This window comes from Elioraea thermophila (ex Habib et al. 2022), from assembly GCF_003336755.1.
GTDB classification, from domain to species: Bacteria; Pseudomonadota; Alphaproteobacteria; order Acetobacterales; family Acetobacteraceae; genus Elioraea; species Elioraea thermophila.
This window is the reverse complement of the sequence record NZ_QMDI01000002.1, coordinates 907360-927307: the sequence shown is the minus strand read 5'-3', so window position 1 is coordinate 927307 and position 19948 is coordinate 907360. Positions and strand designations below refer to the sequence as shown.

Here is a 19948-nt window from a genome sequence, read left to right as displayed (position 1 = left end):
CCGGCCTTGCTAGCGGAGCTTCGGGTTGAGGGCGTCGCGCAGCCAGTCGCCGAGCAGGTTGACCGACAGCACCATGATGGCGAGCGCGGCTCCGGGAAACACCGTGATCCACCACTCGCCGGAGAAGAGGAAGTCGTTGCCGATCCGGATCAGCGTGCCGAGCGAGGGCTGGGTGGGCGGCACGCCGACGCCGAGGAAGGAAAGCGTCGCCTCGGCCAGGATGGCGAAGCCGAGCTGCAGCGTGGCGATGACGAGCACCGGGCCCATCACGTTCGGCAACACGTGCGACCACATGATGCGCGCCGGTGAGAGGCCGATGACGCGCGCGGCCATCACGTACTCCTTGTTCTTCTCCACCATGGTCGAGCCGCGCACGGTGCGGGCGAAGGGCACCCAGTTCGAGATGCCGATGGCGAAGATCAGCACCCAGATCGCAATGCGGTCGTGGAGTTCGCGCGGCAGCACGGCCCGCACGATGCCATCGACGAGCAGCGCGATCAGGATGGCGGGAAAGGTGAGCTTGATGTCGGCGATGCGCATCAGCACCGCATCCACGGCACCCCCCGCGTAGCCGGCGACGAGCCCGATGGTGACGCCGAGCGTCATCGCGAACAGGACGGAGCAGAAACCGACGAACAGGCTGATTCGTGCCCCGTAGAGGATGGTGGACAGCACATCGCGGCCCTGGTCGTCGGTGCCGAGCGGGAAGCGCGCGTCGCCACCCTCGAGCCAGATCGGTGGGGTGAAGGCGTCGAGCAGGTTCAGGGTGGCGAGATCGAACGGGTTGTGCGGCGCGACCCACGGCGCAAAGGCGGCGGAGCCGATCATCGCGACCGCGACGAGGGCGGAGACGACGACGGTCGGCGAACGGGTGAACGACCACCAGAGATCGGAGTCGAAGATGCGCGCGAGGTAGTGCATGCGGGCGAAGGCGCTCATCGGCTCAGCGCCCCGATGAGGCGACGAGCCCGCTGCGCAGCCGCGGGTCGACCGCGTAGTAGAGAAGGTCGACGATCAGGTTGATCACCACGAACAGGAGCGCGATCAGCATCAGGTAGGCGGCCATGATCGGGATGTCGGCGTTCGCCACCGCCTGGATGAAGAGAAGCCCCATGCCCGGCCACTGGAACACCGTTTCGGTGACGATGGCGAAGGCGATGATGGCGCCGAGCTGCAGGCCGGTGATGGTGATCACCGGAACGAGCGTGTTCTTCAGGGCGTGGCCGAAATGCACGATGCGGTCTGGCAGGCCGCGCGCGCGGGCGAACTTGATGTAGTCGGTGCGCAGCACCTCGAGCATCTCGCTGCGCACGAGGCGCATGATCAGAGTCATCTGATAGAGCCCCAAGGTGACGGCGGGCAGAATCAGGGCCTTCAGCCCCGAGGCGGTGAGAAGCCCCGTGCTCCACCACCCGATCGTCACTGTCTCCCCGCGGCCGAACGAGGGCAGCCAGCCGAGGATCACCGCGAACACCAGGATGAGCAGGATGCCGATGAGGAAGGTCGGCAGCGACACCCCGATCAGCGACACGGTGAGGAACACGCGCGACAGCCAGGAGTCGCGATAGAGCCCCGTGTACACCCCCAACGGCACGCCGACGAGGAGGGCAAGCAGGGCGGCGGTGAGCGCGAGTTCGAGCGTGGCGGGGAGGCGTTCGAGGATCAGGTCGGCCACCGGGCGACCGAGGCGATAGGAAATGCCGAAGTCGCCCCGCAGCACGTTTTGCAGGAATTCGACGAACTGTACGAAGAAGGGCTGATCGAGCCCCAACTCGCGCACCAGTGCCTCGCGCTGCGCCTCCGTGTAGTCCTGGCCGAGCATGATCGTCACCGGATCGCCCACGTAGGCGAACATGGCGAAGCTGATCAGGCTCACCGTCAGCATGACGGGGATCGCCTGCAGCAGCCGGGAGACGATGAAGGCGAGCATGCGAAGCCGAACGCTCCGTCTCAGACCGCCGGGGTCGGCGAGGCGGCGTCAAGGTGCCCCTCGCGCTGGAGCGGCGCGAGGGGCCTCCGGGCACGGGCGATCAGTTGACCCGCGCCCAGCGCATGTAGGGCTGGTTGTTCGCCATGTGCGGCATGGTGATGTTGGCGCGCATCGCCCAGGGGATCATCTGGTGGTGCAGCGGGATGTGCGGCACGTCCTCGTGGTAGATGCGCATCGCTTCCGCGATCGCCGCGTTGCGCTTCTCGGGATCGGATTCGTTCTTGATGGTCTCCACGAGCGCATCCATGCGCGGGTTGGAGTAGTTGCCGTAGTTCCAGATGCCGTTGCCGGGGCGGCCGTCCCTGGTCGCGAGCAGCGACTGGATCGAATACAGCGCATCGAGCGTGGGCACGCCCCAGCCCAGCAGGTAGATCGAGGTGTCCTCGCGCTGGATCTTGGGGAAGAACTGGGCGAGCGGCATCGCGTTGAGCCGCGTGTTGACGCCGACCCGCGTCCACATCGCCGCCACCGCCTGGCAGATCTGCTCGTCATTGATGTAGCGGTTGTTCGGGCAATCGAGCGTCACCTCGAAGCCCTGCGGGTAGCCCGCTTCGGCGAGCAGGGCGCGGGCGCGGGCGGGATCGAAGGGCAGACGCTTGTCCCATTCCTTGGCGTAGCCGTTGACCTGCGGCGGAAACAGCGTGCCGGTGACGATCGCCTGACCGCGCATCACGCGGGTGCGGATCGCCTCGATGTCGATCGCGTGGTAGAGCGCCTGGCGCACGCGCAGGTCCTTGAACGGGTTCTTCCCCTTGACGCTGGAATAGAGAAGCTCGTCGCGCTTGACGTCCATTGCGAAGAACAGGGTGCGCACCTCCGGCCCCTCGAGCACGGTGATGTTCGGCGCGCGCTTCAGCCGTTCGAGATCCTGCAGGGGCGGGTCCATGACGAAGTCGACCTCGCCGGAGAGGAGGGCGGCGATGCGCGTCGCATCGGACGCGATCGGGCGATAGACGATCTCGGTGATGTTGCTGTCGTTCCCAGGAACGTTCCAGCCCCACCACTGGTCGTTGCGCACCATCACCGTGCGCACGTCGGGTTCGCGGATGGTCAGGCGGAAGGGGCCGGTGCCGTTGGTGTTGCGCACCGTGTGAGTCTCCTCGCGCGCCCGCGTGTTCTGCGGCTGGCGGACGTTGTTCGCCTCAGACCATTCGCGATCCATGATGTACACCGAGGCGAGCTTGTTCGGCAGGATCGGGTCGGGGATCTTGGTGACCACGTCGACGGTGAAGTCGTCGACCTTCACCGCCGACTGCACGGTGTCGACGAAGATGCCGTAGTTCGAGGTGGGGGCGAGCGCCCGCTCGATCGAGAAGACGACGTCGTCGGCGTTGAAGTCGTTGCCGTTGTGGAACTTGACCCCCCGGCGCAGTTCGAACCGCCAGCGCGTCGGCTCGAGTTGCCGCCAGGCGGTAGCCAAGCCCGGCTCGAGGCCGAGGTCACGCGTGCGCAGGATCAACGGCTCATAGATCTGATTGAGGATCTTCGTCACCGTTCCAAGGTTCTGCGAGTGGGGATCCATGGTGTTGGGATCGCCCGCCGCCGACCAGCGGATGGTCCGCGCCTCGGCGGAAGCGAAAGTCGCGGCGAGGGCGAGGGCCGCCGCAGCGGCAAGGAGCGTGGTGCGCATCGTTGTTCCGTCTCCCGAGCGAAACGGGCGGTGTCGGCCGCCCGAGCACTGGCAGGGACCCTAGCGGATCGCGGGCGCGGGATGAAGCATCGACCCTTCCGCGAGACGCGGCTGCACGAGGCGGCGGTTCGCGGTAAGGTTGCAGCCATGTCGCTGATGCCCCGCCTCGACGCCACCGACGCCCGCTACGAGGTGCTGGCGCGCAACGCCCTGTTCGGCCGCCTGCCGGCGGAGGACATCGCGCGGCTTGCCGCCTACGCGCATGTGCGCCCGATGCGGCGGGGCGAAACGCTGTTCCGCCGCGGCGACCCCGGGGCAGGGCTGATCGCGGTACTCGCCGGCCGGGTGCGCATCGTTCTCCCCTCCGAGGACGGCAAGGATATCGTGTTGAACACAGTGCGCGCAGGCGAGGTGTTCGGCGAGATCGCGCTGCTCGATGGCCGGCCGCGCTCGGCCGATGCGGTGGCGCTGACGGACGGGCGGCTGATGACGCTGGAGCGTCGCGACGTGTTGCCGCTGTTGGAGGCGCGCCCGAAGCTCGCGCTCGCCGTGATCGAGGTGCTCTGCGAGCGGCTGCGGCGCACCTCGGCCCAGGTCGAGGAACTTCTCTTCTTTCCGCTCGAAGTTCGGCTTGCGCGTGCCCTGCTTCGGCTGGCCGCGGCGCAGAACCTCGCCTCCATCCCCGCGACGCAGAAGGAACTCGCCGAGCTCGTCGGTGCGGCGCGGGAGAGCGTCAACCGCGCGCTGAAGGCGTGGGAGGCGGACGGTGTGGTGTCGCTGATCCCGGGCCGGGTGACCATCCGCAACGAGGCGGCGCTCAGGGCCCTGGCGCAGGAAGGGGACGAGCGCTAGCGCGTCGCCCCCGCCGCCCTCTCCGGCCCAAGGCCGCTCAGAGCGCCCGCGCCGCCTCCAGCACCTCCGCGGCGTGCCCGTCCACCTTCACCTTCTTCCACGCCCGCGCGATGCGCCCGTCCTTGTCGATCAGGAACGTGCTGCGGATCAGCCCGATCGAGCGGCGCCCCATGAACACCTTCTCGCCCCACGCGCCGTAGGCCTGGGCGGTGGCGTTCTCCGGGTCGGAGGCGAGCGGGAAGTCGAGCCCGTATTTCTGCGCGAACTTCTCGATCGCCGGCATCTTGTCGGGGCTGACGCCGATCACCTCGAGCCCGAGCCCCTTGAACTGCGTCAGCGCCTCGTTGAAGGCGCAAGCCTCGGTGGTGCAGCCGGGCGTGTCGGCCTTCGGGTAGAAGTAGAGCACGAAGGGCTTGCCCTTCATCGCCTCCAGGCTGACGGTGCGTCCGCCGGTGGCGGGAAGCGAGAAGGGCGGGGCGGGGTCGCCTTCCTTGACGCCGGGCGGAATGGCCGCCGGGGCAGGGGCGGCCTTGGTGGCGGTCGCCTTGCTGGCCGCGGCCTTCGACGCGGTGGCCTTGCTCGCCGCCTTTGCCGCCGTCGCCTTCGCGGCGGCGGCCTTCGCCGTCGTCTTCGTCGCCGTCTTCGCGGCGGCCGTCTTCGGCGGCGTCTTGGCCGCCGTCTTCGCCGCCGGTTTCTTCGTCGTCGCCATCGACGTGACCCCTCTCCGTCGTTCCCTTCGCTCAATCGTCCGCTCGCGCACCGATCGCGTGCTCCGCGATCGGGCCGAGATCGGCGACATGCCGGTTGAAAGCCGCGCGAATTCGTTGCGCAGCGTCTCGCATCTGGGCGGCAAGTTCCCGCAGGTCAACGGCGTCGGCGGCCCCGGAGGCGGCGGCGGCGCGGCAGAGCGCCTCGGCCACCGGCCCGGGGATCTCGGCCTCGGATCGCGGCTTGCCGACGGTGAGGCGCAGCACGCCCTGCACGGCGCGGAAAAGGCGCATGGCGGCGGCGAGCTCCTCCGCCTCCTCGGCGGAAAGCACGCCCACGCGGGCCAGCCGTTCCAGCGCCTCGGTGGTCGTCGTCGCGAGCACCTCGGGGTGGCGTGCGGCGTGGATCAGCTGCAGCACCTGGCAGACGAACTCGCCCTCGAGCAGCCCGCCCGCACGATACTTCACGTCCCATTCGGAGAACGGGGGCAGTTCGCGCGCGATCCGACGGCGGAGCTCGGCCGCGTCCCGCCGCACCGCATCCGCCTCGCGGGGGCGAGCGAGGGCGGCGCGGATGGCGGCGCGTGCCCGCCGCCGCAACGACGGCGGGCCTGCGATGACGCGCGCCCGGGTCAGCGCCAAGTGCTCCCAGGTCCAGGCTTGCTCGAGTTGGTAGCGCGCGAAGCCTTCGATGTGCACGGCGATCGGCCCCTTGTTGCCGGAGGGCCTGAGCCGCATGTCGACCTCGTAGAGCTTGCCCTCGGCGGTGGGCGCGGTGATCGCGGCGATGAACCGCTGCGTCAGCCGCGCGAAGTATTCGGGTGGGGAGAGGGCGCGCCCCGAGGCCCCGACCGCCGCTTCCACCCCCGCCGCGTGGTCGTAGAGCAGGATCAGGTCGAGATCGGAGGCGGCCATCATCTCCCGCCCGCCGAGCTTGCCGAGGGCGACGACGGCGAGCGCACCGCCGGGGATGGTGCCGTGCCGCGAGGCGAAGTCTTGCTCGACCAGCGGCAGCAGGGCGCGCAGGGCGGCGTCCGCGTGGCGGGCGCGCAGGAGGCCGGCGTGATCGACGGCGATCGCGCCCTCGAGGGTGGCAACACCGACCAGGAATTCGCGCTCGCGCACAACCCGCCGCACCACCTCCATCGCCTCCTCGAGGAAGCGCGTCTCGGCGAGCCGTGCGCGCAGCGCCTTGGCGATCGGACGCTCGGGCCCCGCGCCGACGAGCAGCCCATCCAGCACCTGCGGATGGGCGGCGAGGTAATCGGCGAGCAACGGTGCGGCCCCGCAGATCAGCGCCACGCGATCGAGAAGCCCCGGATTGCGCTGCAGCAGGCTCAACAGGTTCACCCCCGCCGGCAGCCGGTTCAGGAATGAATCGAAGCGGCGGAAGGCGGCGTCGGGATCCTTCTGGCGGGCAAGCGCGGCCAGCAAGGCGGGCATCAGCTCGGTGAGGATCTCCCGCGCGCGCGCACTGCGTGTGGCCCGCGGCCGCCCGTGGTGCCAGGCGCGCACCGCCGCTCCCACCGCCTGCGGATTGGCGAAGCCCATACGAGAGAGGGTGGCGAGCGTCTCGGGGTCGTCCTCCACCCCGGTGAAGACGAGGCTTCCCGGCCCGCCGAGCTCGGGCGCTTCCTCGAACAGCGCGCTGTAGTGCCGTTCCACCGCCGAAAGGTGGGCGAGCAGCGCCTCGGCGAACGCCTCCCTGGAGGGGAAGCCGGAGAACCGCGCGACGCGCTCGAGCCCGGCCTCGTCCGCGGGCAGGGTGTGTGTTTGGCGGTCGTCGATCATCTGCAGCCGGTGTTCGATGCGGCGCAGGAAGCGGTAGGCGGCGGACAGCTCACCGAGGGCCACTTCGCCGATCAGCCCCGCCCGGGCGAGGGCGGCGAGGGCGGGGAGGGTGGCCGGCTCGCGCAAGGCGGGATCCCGCCCGCCCCAGATCAACTGCTGCACCTGGGCGAAGAACTCGATCTCGCGGATGCCGCCGCGGCCGAGCTTCAGGTTGTGCCCCGCCACCGCGATCGCGCCGCCGCCGCGATGGGCCTGGATCTGGCGCTTGATGGAGTGGATGTCGCGGATGGCGGCGAAGTCGAGATGGCGTCGCCAGACGAAGGGCCGGAGTTCGGTGAGGAAGGCCCGCCCGGCCTCCCGGTCGCCGGCGATGGGCCGGGCCTTGATCATCGCCGCCCGCTCCCAGTTCTGCCCGAGCGAGCCGTAATAGGTCAGCGCCGCCTCGACGGAGACGGCGAGCGGGGTGGCACCGGGGTCGGGGCGGAGCCGCAGGTCGGTACGAAAGACGTAGCCCCCACCGGTGCGCTCCTCCATCAGCCGCACGAGGTCGCGCGCGAGGCGGACGAAGAAGGCGAGCCGGTCTTCGCCGTGGTAGGGTGCGCGCTCGGGATCGAAGAGGACGACGAGGTCGATATCAGAAGAGTAGTTGAGTTCGCGCGCGCCGAGCTTGCCCATCCCGAGCAGGATCAGGCCCGAAGCGCGCGTCGGGGCGAGGGGGTCGAGGGGGCCGATCAGGCCGCGGCCCGCCGCCTCGAGGAGAAGGAACCCCGCGGCCGCCTCGACGGTCGCCTCCGCCAAGTCGCTCAGCGCACCGGTCACCTGTTCGAGCGACCACCGCCCGAACAGGTCGGCGAGCGCGATGACGAGGGCGGCGCCGCGCTTCGCCGTGCGCAGCGCCTCGGCGAGTTCACTGCGGGTCGCGCGGGCGAGCGCCTCGCCGGTGGGAATGACGGTCATCGCCTGCGCCAGCGCCGCCTCTGCACCTTCGGCGAAGAACCGGTGCAGCGTCTGGGGCTCGCGCAGGGCGAGCGCGGCGAGATGCGGGCTCGATCCGAACACCGCCGCCAGCGCCTCGCGCCATGCGGGCGGCAGCCCGCCCGCCTCGTCGGCGAGCCGGGCGAGCGCGCGCTCTGCGGCCTCGTGGTCGTAGGGAAGCGGCAGGCTTGGGGAGAGGCCGTCCATGCGCGCGGAGGCTGGAGGCCCTTGCCGGGCCGCGTCAATCGGGCCGGCCGACGCGCGGGGGCGGCATGATCCTGGCCTCCGCCCGCCTGCTGCGGCGGATCGCCACGGCCGTCGGAGCGATCCTCGTCCTCGCCTGCGTCGTCGCCGGTGCTCTCGCCTGGCGTCTTGCCCAGGGCCCGCTGCCGCTCGATCCGCTTGCCCGTTTCATCGAGGCCCGGGTGGCGGCCACCGAGGGCGGGCGACGGGTCGAGATCGGCGGGGCGGCCCTGGTGTGGGAGGGGTTCGGCGAGGGGCTCGACCGCCCGATCGACCTGCGCCTCTCCGGGATCCGCTTCATCGACGCGGACGGCACGCTGGTCGCCGAGGTGCCGGAGGGCACGGTGAGCCTCGGGCTGCGCGCCCTCGTCCTGGGCCGCATCGAGCCGCGCGCGCTCGAATTCGCCGGCGTCACCCTGCGTCTGCGGCGCGGAGCGGATGGCGTCTTCGCCGTCGATATCGCCGCCCCGCAGGAGGGGCGCGGCGCGGAAGAAGCACCGGCGGGAGACGATCGGGGGCTTGCCGAACGGCTGCTCGCCGAGCTCGGCCTGGAGGGGGAGGCGCGGGCGGAAAGCCGGATCTCCCGGCTGACGCGTCTGCGGATCCGGCGCGGCACCGTTCTCGTCGAGGACGAGCGGCTCGGCCTGCCCTGGCGGGTCGAGGAGGCGCTGCTCGACCTCCGCCGTCTGCCGGGCGGCGGGGTGGCGGTCGCGCTGGAGGGGCTTGCCTCGGCCGGCCCTGCCCAGGTTGCCATCGCGGCGCGCGGCGAGGTCTCGCCGAGCTTCGCTGCCGATCTGGTGGTCGAGCTTTCGCCCTTCCGCCCGGCGGTGCTCGCGCCGCTTTCGCCGGTGCTGGCCCCGCTCGCCGCGCTCGATGGTCTCGTTTCCGCTTCGGCCCGACTTGCGCTTGCCGAGGGACTGGCGCCGCACTCGGCACGGATCGACGTCACGGTCGGCGCCGGACGACTGGTCCTGCCCGAGGGCGGGGGTGCCCTTCCGCTGACCTCGGCCCGAGCCATCCTGCATCTCGATGCCGACGGGGTGAGGGTGGAGACCGCCCGCCTCGTTTTGCCCGCACAGCATGGCCCTTCGCCGACCGTCACCATCGCCGGCCGGGCAGCGCGCGATGGCGCGTTGTGGCGGGCGGAGGTGCAGCTTGCTGTCGAGAGTGTGGCCTTCGCCGACCTCCCCACCCTCTGGCCGGAGGGGGTCGGGCGCAACGAACGGGCGTGGATCACCACCAACCTGACGGCGGGCGTGGTGCGCGAGGCCCGCTTCGAGGTGGCACTCCGCCTCGATCCCGCGACAGGTGGGGTCGAACCGATCGCCTTCGCGGGCACGGGCCGTGCCGATGACGTAACGGTGCACTACCTGCGGCCGATGCCGCCCGTCACCGGGGTGGCGGCGGAAGCCCGCTTCGCCCTCGACCGGATCGAGATTTCCGCCCGCGACGGGGTGTTGGGCGGCATCCGCGCGCGGGCGGCGACCATCGTGCTCTCGGGCCTCGACACCCGGCCGCAATGGGCCGAGCTTGCCCTGGCCATCGAGGCCCCGGTGGCGGAGGCGATCGCGCTCCTGTCCCACCCGAAACTTGCGTTCTTCGCCCGGCGCGGGCCGCCGCCCCCCGGGTTGGCGGGCCGGGCGCAGGTCGATCTCGCGCTGCGTTTTCCCCTGCTTGATGCGCTGACGTTGGACGATCTCGACGCGCGCGCCACCGCGCGCATCGCGGAGGCGAGTCTGCCCGCCGCCGTGCTCGACCGTCCGCTCGAGCGCGGCCGCTTCACCCTCACCGTCGATCGCGACGGGCTGAAGCTCGAGGGCACGGGGCAGCTTGCGGGGCTCGACTCGCAACTCGCCTACGAGGCCGATTTCCGCGCCGGCCCGCCGTCGCAGGTGATCGAGCGGGCGACGCTTCGCCTCCCGCCGCAGCCGGGGGTGGCCGACGCCTTCGGCGTTCCGCTCGCTCCCTACCTGACGGGGGCGGTGGGGGGCGAAGCCCGCCTCACCGTGCGGCGCGATCGCCAGGCGACCGTCAGCCTGCGCGCCGACCTCACGCGCGCACGCCTCGGCGTGCCCGAGCTCGGCTGGGAGAAACCGGCGGGCGAGCGCGCGTCCGCCGAAGCGACCGCGCGCCTCGCCGGGCCGCGCCTGACCGCGATCGAGCTCACCCGACTGGAGGGGGCGGGGCTGGCGGCGCGCGGCCGGGCGACGTTCGACCGCGAAGGGCGTCTCGAGCGGGTCGAGATCGCCGACCTCGCGCTCGGGCGCAGCCGGGCCGCGGGCGAGGTGCGGGCGCCGAACCGACCCGGCGACCCTTGGGTCGTGTCCTTGCGCGGCCCCCTGCTCGACCTCTCGCGCCGCCCGCGCGACGAACCGGGGGCCGACGATGGCGGCGGCATGCCGATCGTGCTCGACGCCCGGTTCGAGCGCGTGCTGCTCGGGGCCGAGCCGGGGCGCGAGCTGCGCGAGGTGTCGCTGTCGCTGACCCGGCACGGCGGGCGCATCGCCGCCCTCGACACGCGCGGTCGGGCGGGGGCGGAGGGCACGTGGCAAGCCAGCATCCGGCGGTCGGGCGGACGGCGCAGCCTCGAGGCCGAAGCCTCCGATGCCGGCGCCTTCCTCGCCGCGCTCGGCATCGTCTCGACCATGAACGGGGGGCGGCTGCGGCTGAGCGGGGCGTGGGACGAGGGCCGGCCGGACGCGCCTCTGGTCGGCGAAGCGACGATCGAGGAGTTCCGCTTGCGCGAGGCGCCGGCGATCGGGCGCGTGCTGCAGGCGATGACGCTCTACGGGCTGATCGAGGTCGCGCGCGGGCCCGGCCTCTCCTTCCTCCGCCTGGTCGCCCCCTTCTCCTACGACGGCGAACGGCTCGAGCTGCGCGATGCCCGGGCCTTCGGCGCCTCGCTCGGTTTCACCGCGCGCGGAACGGTCGACCTCGCCCGCCGGCGCATCTCCGTCGACGGCACCATCGTGCCGGCTTACGCCTTCAACACCATCCTCGGCCACATCCCGCTGATCGGACGGCTCTTTTCCCCCGAAGCCGGGGGCGGGGTGTTCGCCGCCACCTACCGCGTGCGTGGCTCGCTCGACGACCCGGAGGTCACAGTGAACCCGCTCGCCGCCCTCACCCCGGGCTTCCTGCGTGGCCTGTTCGGCCTGTTCGAGGGTGACGGCACGCCAGCTTCCCAGCCGCAGGGAGAGCCCGAGCGCGGGCGTTGACCTTTGCTTCACCTGACCGGGCGATCTTCGCGCCGGTTTGGCAGGTTGAGGATCCGACCATGAAACCATCGGCACGCCATGCACTGGTCGCCGGCTTGGCCGGCCTTCGTCGCCGGTTCGGCTTGGCCACCCAGGTGGTGGTCTCGGGCGTGGTGGTGACCGCCGCCGCGGTCGCCCTGCTCACCTGGCTGAAGGTGAGCGAGATCGCGGAGAACGAACGTCAGCGGGCGCAGGCCAATCTCGAAATGAACCTGCGCGCGTTGAAGGACCAGGTGCACCGCTTCGGGCGCGAGTTCCGGGTGGACGGGGATCGTCTCCTGGTCGGCGAGACGGCCCTGAACGGGCGGAACGATCTGGTCGATGCGGTGCGCGACATCGCGGGCGGGGTCGCCACCCTCTTCCTGGGCGACCTGCGCATCGCCACCAACGTGGTGCGTCCGGACGGGTCGCGCGGCGTGGGCACGCGGCTCGCTCCCGGCCCGGCCTACGACGCCTCGATCACGCGCGGCCAGATCTACCGCGGCGAGAACGAGATTCTCGGCCGACGCCACCTCACCATCTACGAGCCGATCCGCGACGCCTCCGGGCGCCAGATCGGGCTCTGGTTCGTCGGCGTGCCGATCGACCAGATCGACGCCGTCGTCGCCGCGGCGCGCCGCGAGGCCATCCTGGTCGGGCTTGCCGTGATCGCGGCGGTGGCGCTCGCACTCTGGCTCGTCATCCGCACGTCGCTCCGCCCCGTGCTCGCCCTGCGCGATGCCACCCTGAAGGTGGCGGAGGGCGACACCGAGGCGCCGGTTCCGGGCACGGACCGCGGCGACGTGGTGGGGGCGCTGGCGCGGGCGGTGGTCACCTTGCAGGAGCGTACGCGGGAGGCGAAAGCGGCGCGCGAGCAGGTGGAGGCCGAGCGCGCCCGCAACGCCGAGGAGCGCCGGCAGCAGCGGCTGGAGCTCGCGGGGCGTTTCGAACGCGAGGTGATGGCGGCGGTGGCCGCGGCCACCGAGGCGGCGCAGCGGCTTCGCCTCGCTGCCGATCAGATCGCCGCAGGGGCCAAGGATACCGAGGTCCTGTCCGGCTCGGTCGCCAGCGCCTCGGAGCGGGCGGCCGGCGGCGTGCAGGCTGTGGCCGCGGCCGCCGAAGAGCTCTCCGCCTCCATCCGCGAGATCTCGCGCCAGGTGACGGAGACGGCTTCCGCGGCGCGGTCAGCCGCCGAGGAGTCCGAGCGCACCAACGCCCAGGTGGCGGAGCTCGCCCAAGCCGCCTCCCGCATCGGCGACGTGGTGCGGCTGATCAACGACATCGCCGGGCAGACCAATCTCCTCGCGCTGAATGCAACCATCGAGGCCGCGCGGGCGGGCGAGGCCGGCAAGGGCTTCGCCGTCGTGGCGTCGGAGGTGAAGAACCTCGCCTCGCAGACGGCGAAGGCGACAGAGGAGATCGCGACCCAGATCTCGGCCATGCAGGCGGCGACCGACGGCGCGGTCGGCGCGATCAAGGCCATCGGCAATCGGATCGACGAGATCAGCCGGCTGGCCTCCGCGGTCGCGGCGGCGGTGGAGGAACAAGGCGTGGCGACGGCCGAGATCGCGCGCAGCGTGCAGGATGCCGCTGCCGCGACCTCGGAGGTGTCGCAGGCGATGCGCCAACTCTCCGCCAATGTCGAACGGGCCGCGGCAGGCGGCGAGGCCGCGCGCAGCGAGTCCGCACGGATGGCGGAACAGACCGGCACCGTCCGCCGCGCCGTCGAGACCTTCCTCGGTCACCTGCGGGCGGCCTGACGGCGACCGGCGGCCGGCGGGGGGGTGGCCGTCGGCGCGATCGGCCGCCTCCGCTGGGGGATGGGTGTCGGAGGACTCGGGCGACAGGGACAGGCCCGCCGCCGGCGATGCTCTGTTCGGCGCACGTGCCGGCCGCCGCATGGGCCTAGGCGGTCGCGATCACAGGCGGAGGGCCGAGGAAAGTCGCTCTGTTCCACGCGACAGGTCGCAGTTGCCAGCGCCAACGACGCCGCGGTGGTGCAGGTGTCGACCGCTGAGTCAAACCGCGTCTTCGAGAGGGAGCCTGGCGCTGCCTTGCCGCCCGCCTCACCCGCTCAGCCGAACGAAATTCGCGTGTAGTCCTGGAACCAGTTGCGCGCCTGCACGAAGCCGCGCACGCGCGGCGACAACGCACGCGGGTTGAGGTCGTGCACGACGAAGAGCGCTGCCGCCTCCTCGACCAGGATCTCGTGCAGCCGCGCCATCGCGGCGCGGTTCTCCTCATCGCCGAAGGCGGAACGTGCGGCGGCGAGCTGCGCCTGCACCGCGGGCGAGTCGTATTCGCCCCAGTTCACCCCGCGCGGCGGGGCGAGGTCGCGATCGTAGATGATCCAGCCCGTGGTCGGGTCCATGGTCGGGATGGCGATGTTGATCGCCGCCGCCCCGCGTGCCGTTGGTGCTCGCGCCCCGGCGCGCAACATGTTGATGATGGTGGCGAAATCGACAACCTGGAAGGTGACGTCGATCCAGATCGCGCGCAGCATCTCCTGCAGCGCCTCGTTCATCGGCATCGGCACCATCTGCCCGCCGCCGCCCGAGGCGATGATGACGGAGATCGCCGCCCGGCGATCCGGCCCAAAGCCCGCTTCGCGCATCAGCGCCCGGGCGGCGTCGGGATCGTACCGGAGGTCGAATGACGGCCTGCCGAACCACGGATGATCGGGCGTGATCTTGCCCTTCGCCGGCAGGGCGGAACCCGCCAGCATGGCGACGATCGCGTCACGATCGACGGCGAGGTTGGCGGCGCGGCGGACGCGCACGTCGCGGAACGGGCTGTCGGGCAGGACGGAAAGCCGCCAGGCCCAGACGTGCGGGTAGGCGTTCATCACCACGCGCAGGCCGGCGGCGCGCAGGGACGCGATGGTGTCGGGCGGCACGGTCTCGACCACATCCACCTGCCCCGCGCGCAGGGCCGCCACCCGCGCCGTCCCTTCCGGCATCGGCAGCAGCACCGTGCGCGGCACGCGCGGGATGCGCTCCTTGTCCCAGTAGTCGGTGTTGGGTTCGAATTCGGCGCGCTCGCGCGGACGAAGCGAGACGAAGCGGTAGGGCCCGGTGCCCGAGGGGTTGGCGGCGAAACGCTGCCAGTCTCCGCCGAGCGCGCGCCAGTGCGCGGGCGAAACCATCCACAGGAACGGCGCCTGATAGGGAAAGAGGGCGTCGGGCGCGTGCGTCGTCACCTCGAAGGTCATCGGGTCGATCACCCGCCAGGAGGCGATCGAGGTGAGGCGCGTGCGCACGAGCCCCGCCCTTAGCGCGTCGAACTGCGGCGCGCCCTGATCCAGCACCGAGGCGAAGTTCCACGCACAGGCCTCGGCGTCGAACGGCGAGCCGTCGTGGAACCGCACCCCGGGGCGCAAGGAGAACACCCACTTGCGCCGATCCTCGGGATCGACCCGCCAGGAGGTGGCGAGGCCCGGCACGAGGCCTGAGGGCCGGTCGGCCGAGGAGAGGTCCCAGTTGATCAGCGCGTCGTAGAGGAACAGGGCGCCGAAACGGATGCCCTCGAACCCTGCTTCAGGTCCGCCCCACAGGCGCGGGATGTCCGAGATCGACGTCGCGATGCGCAACGGTGCGGCTTGCGCCTCCGCCGTGCGGGCCGAGAGCCAGTGGGGTGGCGGCAGCTGCGGCGAGCAGGCCGCGGCGGGTGAGCGCGGGTGCAGGTCCGGCCATGGGGGTGCCTCGTCGGTGTGACGGTCGACGCGGGTGCAGCAAGCCGCGTGCCGCCCCGCCGCGGCAAGCCCGACCGGCATGGTCGGCCTTGCCCTGCCCATCGCTCGAGCAGGGGCTGATGCCGCCCCGGGCAGACGGCCGCGGCGTCAGCCGGCGCGAACCAGCACGGCCTGCTTCTTGCCGAGCGACAGGCGCGCCGCCCCGTCGCGCAGGCTTTCGGGGCCGATCAGCTGCGCCTCGTCCGTCACCGGCGCATCGTTCAACCGCACCGCCCCGCCGCGGATCTGGCGCCGTGCTTCCGCGTTCGACGCGAGGCCGAAGGCGCGGGCGACGAGCTGGAAGGCCGGCAAGCCGTTCGACAGTTCCGGAATGGTGACGGAGGGCAGCCCCTCCTCGCCCGCTCCCGACGCGGCCTTGCGCGCCGCTTCCGCCGCCTCGCGGCCGTGCAGGAGTGCGGTCGCCTCGGTGGCGAGCACGATCTTCGCTTCGTTGATCTCCGCCCCGCGCAACGCCTCCAGGCGCACGATCTCGCTCTCCGGCAGTTCGGTGAAGAGCCGGAGGAAGCGGCCCACGTCGGGGTCCTCGGTGTTGCGCCAGAACTGCCAGTAGCCGAAGGGCGCGAGGCGATCCGCGTTCAGCCACACCGCGCCTTGCGCGGTCTTGCCCATCTTCGCCCCCGAGGCGGTGGCCAGCAGCGGCACGGTCAGGCCGAAGCACTCCGCGCGGTCGGTGCGGCGAATCAGGTCGGCCCCCATCACGATGTTCCCCCACTGGTCCGACCCGCCCATCTGCAGGCGCACGCCGAAGCGGCGGTAGAGCTCGCGGAAGTCGTAGGCCTGCAGGATCATGTAGTTGAATTCGAGGAAGGTGAGCGGCTGGTCGCGCTCGAGCCTGAGCCGCACGCTGTCCATCGACAGCATGCGATTGACGGAGAAGTGCACGCCAACCTCGCGCAGGAGCGGGATGTAGCGGAGCTCGTCGAGCCAGTCGGCGTTGTCGGCCTCGATCGCGTCGGTCGGCCCGTCGCCGAACCGAAGGAGGCGCGCGAAGGGCTTGCGAATGCCCTCCTTGTTGGCCGCGATCTCGGCCTCCGACATCAGCCGCCGGCTCTCGTCCCGCCCCGACGGGTCGCCGATCTTGCTCGTGCCGCCGCCGAACAGCACCACGGGCCGGTTGCCGGTGCGCTGCCACAGCCTGAGCAGCATGATCGAGATCATGTGCCCGACATGCAGGCTGTCGGCGGTGAGGTCGTAGCCCACGTAGGCCGAGACGGGGCCGGCCGCGAGCAATGCGTCGAGCGCCTCGAGATCGGTGCACTGGTGGACGAAGCCGCGGGCGTGCGCCTCGGCGAGGAAGTCGGAGCGGAAGCGGGTCATCGTGCGTCCGTTGCGGTGCGGCCGGGCGCCTAGCACAGTCGCGTCATGGGCACAAAAGCCGATGCTTCGGGCCTGTTCATCGGCCTGATGAGCGGCACCTCGCTCGATGGCGTGGACGCCGCGCTGGTGGAGACGGACGGGCGGCGCATCGGCCGTCTCGGCCCTGCACTCACGCTGGCGTACGACGATGCGCTCCGCCGCCGCCTGCGCGCGTTGCTCCATCGCGCGCCGACGCTTCCGCGCGACGATCCCGACCTCCGTTCCGTCGAACGCGCGCTCACCGAGCGGCACCGCGAGGCGGTAGCGGTCCTGCTCGAGCGTGCCGGCCTCGCGGCCGCTGACGTGACCGCGATCGGCTTCCACGGCCAGACCATCCTGCACAGACCGGCGGCCGGGCTCACCTGGCAGATCGGCGACGCCGCCCGGCTGGCCGAGGCGACGGGGATCGCGGTGGTGCACGACTTCCGCACGGCCGACGTGGCTGCGGGCGGGCAGGGGGCGCCGCTCGTTCCCCTCTTTCACGCCGCTCTGGCCGCCGATCTCGCGAAACCTCTGGCGGTGCTGAACCTGGGCGGGGTGGCGAACGTCACCTGGCTCGGCGCGGGGGGCGAGGTGATCGCCTGCGATGTCGGGCCCGGCAACGGACCGCTCGATGATTGGATCGCCTCCCGCACGGGGCAGGCCTACGATGCCGAGGGGCGGATCGCCGGCGCGGGCCGTGCCGACGGAGCCGTGCTCACCCGCCTGCTCGCCGATCCCTTCTTCGCCGCCCCACCGCCGAAATCCCTCGACCGTCTCGCCTTCGCCGGCGTGATCGCCGGCTCGGGTCTCGCCGCGCTCACGACCGAGGACGGGGCGGCGACCCTCGTCGCCTTCACCGCCCGCGCCGCCGCGGCCATCGTTCGCCATTTGCCGGCCGCGCCCGTCCTTTGGATCGTCACCGGAGGCGGGCGGCACAATGCGGCGCTGCTCGCTGCCCTGCGCGAGAGCCTCGGCGCGCCCGTTGTTACCGCCGAGGCCGTCGGCTGGAACGGCGATGCGCTGGAGGCGCAGGCCTTCGCCTTCCTTGCCGCCCGCAGCCTGGCAGGGCTGCCGCTCAGCCTGCCGACCACGACGGGGGTGCCGCGACCGATGCCCGGTGGCCGGGTGGTGCCGCCGCCTGGTCAGGTCCGAACCGCTCGGCGAGGCTGAACCCCGTCACACGCCGGCCCCTCGGCGCCGTCCCTCCGCCTCATGGCCTCGCTCGCGATCGATTCCCGCGGGTTTCCGCCGACGCGATCTGCCGTCCGTCAATCGGCGGCGAGCTTCATCCGCTCGTCGCGGCCGAGCGCGGTCAGCAGGTGGTCCTCCGCCGCTTCGGCGAGGCGGTCGCAGTGGTTGACGAAGAAGTGGTCGCAGTCCTCGAACACCCGGTAGTCGATCCGAATGCCCTTCTGCGCATTGAGCTTGGCGACCAGCTTGGCCACCGCCGGCTCGGGCACGATCTCGTCCTTGCCGCCGGTGACGATCAGCCCCGACTGCGGGCAGGGGGCGAGGAAGCCGAAGTCGAAGTGGTTGGCGGGCGGCGTGACGGAGATGAAGCCGCCCACCTCGGGCCGCCGCATCAAGAGCTGCATGCCGAGCCAAGCGCCATACTGGTAGCCCGCGACCCAGATCGTCTTCGAGCCCGGGTTGATCCGCTGCAGCCAATCCAGCGCTTCGGCGGCATCCGAGAGCTCCCCTTCGCCTCCCGAATAGCGGCCCTGGCTCTTGCCGACCCCGCGGGTGTTGAACCGCATCACCGAGAAGCCGAGCTTCTGGAACACTTGGTACAGCGTGTAGACGACGCGGTTGTTCATGTTGCCGCCGTGCAGCGGGTGCGGATGCAGCACGAGCGCAAGCGGCGGGTTGGTCGTCTTCGCGTGGTGGTAGCGGGCCTCGAGTCGTCCATCGGGCCCCTGGAACATCACCTCGGGCATCGCGTTCCGCTTTCCATCCTGGGGCACCCCTGCGCCCCGACCCCTGACAGGACACCTGTCCGCCGGTGGCGAGCCGGCTTCGCGTCGGGCCGCTCCGGGCACGCCCCAGTCAGCCCCGCGACCGCCACCGTTCATTGACGGCCCTCGGCAGAGTGCCTAGCGTTCCCGGACGAAGACCCGGCGGAAGCGCGCTGTGACGTCCTCGATCGGCCGCTGCCACGCGCTCACCTGCCCGTCGGACAGTCTGTTACTATAGGGACCGTCACACCGAATTCACATAGGAATCGCGCTGAGCATGGCGGGACGCTGGGTTGAAGGAATCGATGCGGTGCTCGCCCGCGATCCGGCCGCCAGGTCCCGGCTCGAGGTGCTGCTCTGCTATCCCGGCGTCCACGCCTTGGGGTTGCACCGAATCGCGCATCGGCTGTGGCGTTGGGGGCTGAAACTGCCGGCCCGCATGGTCGCCCATCTCTCGCGCATGCTGACCGGGATCGAAATCCATCCGGCAGCGCGCATCGGGCGGCGACTCGTCATCGACCACGGCGACGGCATCGTGATCGGGGAGACGGCCGAAATCGGCGACGACGTGCTGATCTACCACCAGGTGACGTTGGGCGGCACCTCCCTCGTCGGCGGCAAGCGGCACCCCACCATCGGCAACAACGTGATTCTCGGCGCCGGCGCCAAGGTGCTGGGGCCGATCACAATCGGCGACGGGGCGCGGGTCGGCGCGAACGCGGTCGTCCTGTCGGACGTCGCACCCGGCCAGACGGTGGTCGGCATTCCGGCGCGCCCCGTGGACCGCCGTCCGGCCGGAGCGGACCTGCTGCTCTACGGCACGCCCTGCGACGAGGGGCTCGACCCCGGCGTGCGGGCGATCGAGGCGTTGCGGGCGGAAGTCGCGGCCCTTTCCGCTCGCCTGGCGGCTTTGGAAGCGGAGCGCGACCGCGTGGTCGCGCCGAAAGGATAGGTCCCATGCGTCTGACCACCCGCGGCCGCTACGCGGTGATGGCGATGGCGGAGCTTGCTGCGCGCACCCTCGCCAACCCCGAGTCGCGGCCGGTGACCCTGGCCGAGATCGCCGCCCGCCAGGGCCTCTCCCTCTCCTACCTCGAACAGTTGTTCGGCCGGCTTCGCCGCGCCGGCCTCGTCACCTCGGTCCGCGGCCCGGGCGGCGGGTACCGGCTGGCGTTTCCGCCCTCGGAGACCCGGATCTCCGACATCATCCTCGCCGCCGACGAGCCGATCCGCGCCACCCGCTGCACGGTGGGCAGCCCCAAGGGCTGCCTCGGCGGCCAAGTGCGCTGCCTCACCCACGACCTGTGGGAGGAGCTCGGCAACCAGATCCACCTCTTCCTCGCTTCCGTCTCGCTCGAGGACGTGGTGAAGAAACGGGTGTTGGGCCGGGCAGGATTGCTGCACGCCAAGCTGCGGCAGGTGGAGGGCCCGAGGGTTGACGGCGAGGAGCACGACCTCGCCGCCGAGTGAGCGGCGGAGG

The 19948-nt window shown here is 71.5% G+C and carries 14 protein-coding genes; 6 read left to right on the top strand and 8 right to left on the bottom strand.

Features of this window, described 5'->3' with window-relative positions:
- Positions 1-9 precede the first annotated feature (9 nt).
- The 3 genes from DWB05_RS06240 to DWB05_RS06230 all read right to left on the bottom strand — a co-directional run bounded on the left by DWB05_RS06240 (position 10) and on the right by DWB05_RS06230 (position 3620).
- Positions 10-939 carry an ABC transporter permease gene (locus tag DWB05_RS06240; protein WP_114376060.1) on the bottom strand — a complete coding sequence of 310 codons (930 nt, stop codon included), beginning with the start codon at positions 937-939 and terminating at the stop codon, positions 10-12.
- A 4-nt stretch (positions 940-943) separates the two neighbouring features.
- The gene (locus tag DWB05_RS06235; protein WP_114376058.1) at positions 944-1930 is read right to left on the bottom strand and encodes an ABC transporter permease; all 987 of its coding nucleotides are present in this window, start codon (positions 1928-1930) and stop codon (positions 944-946) included.
- A gap of 100 nt (positions 1931-2030) precedes the next feature.
- Positions 2031-3620 carry an ABC transporter substrate-binding protein gene (locus DWB05_RS06230; protein ID WP_114376056.1) on the bottom strand — a complete coding sequence of 530 codons (1590 nt, stop codon included), beginning with the start codon at positions 3618-3620 and terminating at the stop codon, positions 2031-2033.
- A 147-nt stretch (positions 3621-3767) separates the two neighbouring features.
- On the opposite strand from DWB05_RS06230, the gene DWB05_RS06225 reads away from it, so the two are divergent.
- Positions 3768-4472, top strand: coding sequence for a Crp/Fnr family transcriptional regulator (locus tag DWB05_RS06225; RefSeq protein ID WP_198669058.1), 705 nt, complete (start codon positions 3768-3770; stop codon positions 4470-4472).
- A gap of 37 nt (positions 4473-4509) precedes the next feature.
- On the opposite strand, the gene bcp is transcribed toward DWB05_RS06225, so the two are convergent.
- Complete coding sequence (bcp, locus tag DWB05_RS06220) at positions 4510-4980, bottom strand: thioredoxin-dependent thiol peroxidase (protein WP_114376585.1); 471 nt, start codon at positions 4978-4980, stop codon at positions 4510-4512.
- A gap of 232 nt (positions 4981-5212) precedes the next feature.
- Positions 5213-8152 (bottom strand): bifunctional [glutamine synthetase] adenylyltransferase/[glutamine synthetase]-adenylyl-L-tyrosine phosphorylase, encoded by a 2940-nt coding sequence (locus DWB05_RS06215; RefSeq protein WP_114376051.1) that lies wholly within the window; start codon positions 8150-8152, stop codon positions 5213-5215.
- A gap of 65 nt (positions 8153-8217) precedes the next feature.
- On the opposite strand from DWB05_RS06215, the gene DWB05_RS06210 reads away from it, so the two are divergent.
- Complete coding sequence (locus tag DWB05_RS06210; RefSeq protein WP_114376049.1) at positions 8218-11406, top strand: YhdP family protein; 3189 nt, start codon at positions 8218-8220, stop codon at positions 11404-11406.
- 59 nt (positions 11407-11465) lie between these two features.
- The gene (locus tag DWB05_RS06205) at positions 11466-13184 is read left to right on the top strand and encodes a methyl-accepting chemotaxis protein (RefSeq protein WP_114376047.1); all 1719 of its coding nucleotides are present in this window, start codon (positions 11466-11468) and stop codon (positions 13182-13184) included.
- A gap of 314 nt (positions 13185-13498) precedes the next feature.
- On the opposite strand, the gene DWB05_RS06200 is transcribed toward DWB05_RS06205, so the two are convergent.
- Together DWB05_RS06200 and tyrS are read right to left on the bottom strand one after the other, a co-directional pair.
- Positions 13499-15196 (bottom strand): ABC transporter substrate-binding protein, encoded by a 1698-nt coding sequence (locus DWB05_RS06200; protein ID WP_157967098.1) that lies wholly within the window; start codon positions 15194-15196, stop codon positions 13499-13501.
- Between the two features lie 66 nt (positions 15197-15262).
- Entirely contained in the window at positions 15263-16492 is a 1230-nt protein-coding gene (gene tyrS / locus DWB05_RS06195) for a tyrosine--tRNA ligase (protein WP_114376043.1), read from the bottom strand.
- A gap of 45 nt (positions 16493-16537) precedes the next feature.
- Here tyrS and DWB05_RS06190 point away from each other — a divergent pair, with 45 nt between their 5' ends.
- The gene (locus tag DWB05_RS06190; RefSeq protein WP_232818413.1) at positions 16538-17683 is read left to right on the top strand and encodes an anhydro-N-acetylmuramic acid kinase; all 1146 of its coding nucleotides are present in this window, start codon (positions 16538-16540) and stop codon (positions 17681-17683) included.
- Positions 17684-17781: 98 nt separating this feature from the next.
- Here DWB05_RS06190 and DWB05_RS06185 read toward each other — a convergent pair whose 3' ends face one another.
- Positions 17782-18450, bottom strand: coding sequence for an alpha/beta hydrolase (locus tag DWB05_RS06185; RefSeq protein WP_114376041.1), 669 nt, complete (start codon positions 18448-18450; stop codon positions 17782-17784).
- 295 nt (positions 18451-18745) lie between these two features.
- Here DWB05_RS06185 and cysE point away from each other — a divergent pair, with 295 nt between their 5' ends.
- The gene (gene cysE, locus DWB05_RS06180) at positions 18746-19420 is read left to right on the top strand and encodes a serine O-acetyltransferase (RefSeq protein ID WP_114376039.1); all 675 of its coding nucleotides are present in this window, start codon (positions 18746-18748) and stop codon (positions 19418-19420) included.
- 5 nt (positions 19421-19425) lie between these two features.
- Positions 19426-19938 (top strand): Rrf2 family transcriptional regulator, encoded by a 513-nt coding sequence (locus DWB05_RS06175; RefSeq protein WP_114376037.1) that lies wholly within the window; start codon positions 19426-19428, stop codon positions 19936-19938.
- The last annotated feature ends 10 nt before the right edge of the window (positions 19939-19948 follow it).

What these genes read in the sequence shown, in the direction of transcription:
- DWB05_RS06240 (WP_114376060.1), bottom strand. Translation starts at nt 939, where the DNA reads ATGAGCGCCTTCGCCCGCATGCACTACCTCGCGCGCATCTTCGACTCC.
- DWB05_RS06235 (WP_114376058.1), bottom strand. Translation starts at nt 1,930, where the DNA reads ATGCTCGCCTTCATCGTCTCCCGGCTGCTGCAGGCGATCCCCGTCATG.
- DWB05_RS06230 (WP_114376056.1), bottom strand. Translation starts at nt 3,620, where the DNA reads ATGCGCACCACGCTCCTTGCCGCTGCGGCGGCCCTCGCCCTCGCCGCG.
- DWB05_RS06225 (WP_198669058.1), top strand. Translation starts at nt 3,768, where the DNA reads ATGTCGCTGATGCCCCGCCTCGACGCCACCGACGCCCGCTACGAGGTG.
- DWB05_RS06215 (WP_114376051.1), bottom strand. Translation starts at nt 8,152, where the DNA reads ATGGACGGCCTCTCCCCAAGCCTGCCGCTTCCCTACGACCACGAGGCC.
- DWB05_RS06210 (WP_114376049.1), top strand. Translation starts at nt 8,218, where the DNA reads ATGATCCTGGCCTCCGCCCGCCTGCTGCGGCGGATCGCCACGGCCGTC.
- DWB05_RS06205 (WP_114376047.1), top strand. Translation starts at nt 11,466, where the DNA reads ATGAAACCATCGGCACGCCATGCACTGGTCGCCGGCTTGGCCGGCCTT.
- DWB05_RS06200 (WP_157967098.1), bottom strand. Translation starts at nt 15,196, where the DNA reads ATGCCGGTCGGGCTTGCCGCGGCGGGGCGGCACGCGGCTTGCTGCACC.
- tyrS (WP_114376043.1), bottom strand. Translation starts at nt 16,492, where the DNA reads ATGACCCGCTTCCGCTCCGACTTCCTCGCCGAGGCGCACGCCCGCGGC.
- DWB05_RS06190 (WP_232818413.1), top strand. Translation starts at nt 16,538, where the DNA reads ATGGGCACAAAAGCCGATGCTTCGGGCCTGTTCATCGGCCTGATGAGC.
- DWB05_RS06185 (WP_114376041.1), bottom strand. Translation starts at nt 18,450, where the DNA reads ATGCCCGAGGTGATGTTCCAGGGGCCCGATGGACGACTCGAGGCCCGC.
- cysE (WP_114376039.1), top strand. Translation starts at nt 18,746, where the DNA reads ATGGCGGGACGCTGGGTTGAAGGAATCGATGCGGTGCTCGCCCGCGAT.
- DWB05_RS06175 (WP_114376037.1), top strand. Translation starts at nt 19,426, where the DNA reads ATGCGTCTGACCACCCGCGGCCGCTACGCGGTGATGGCGATGGCGGAG.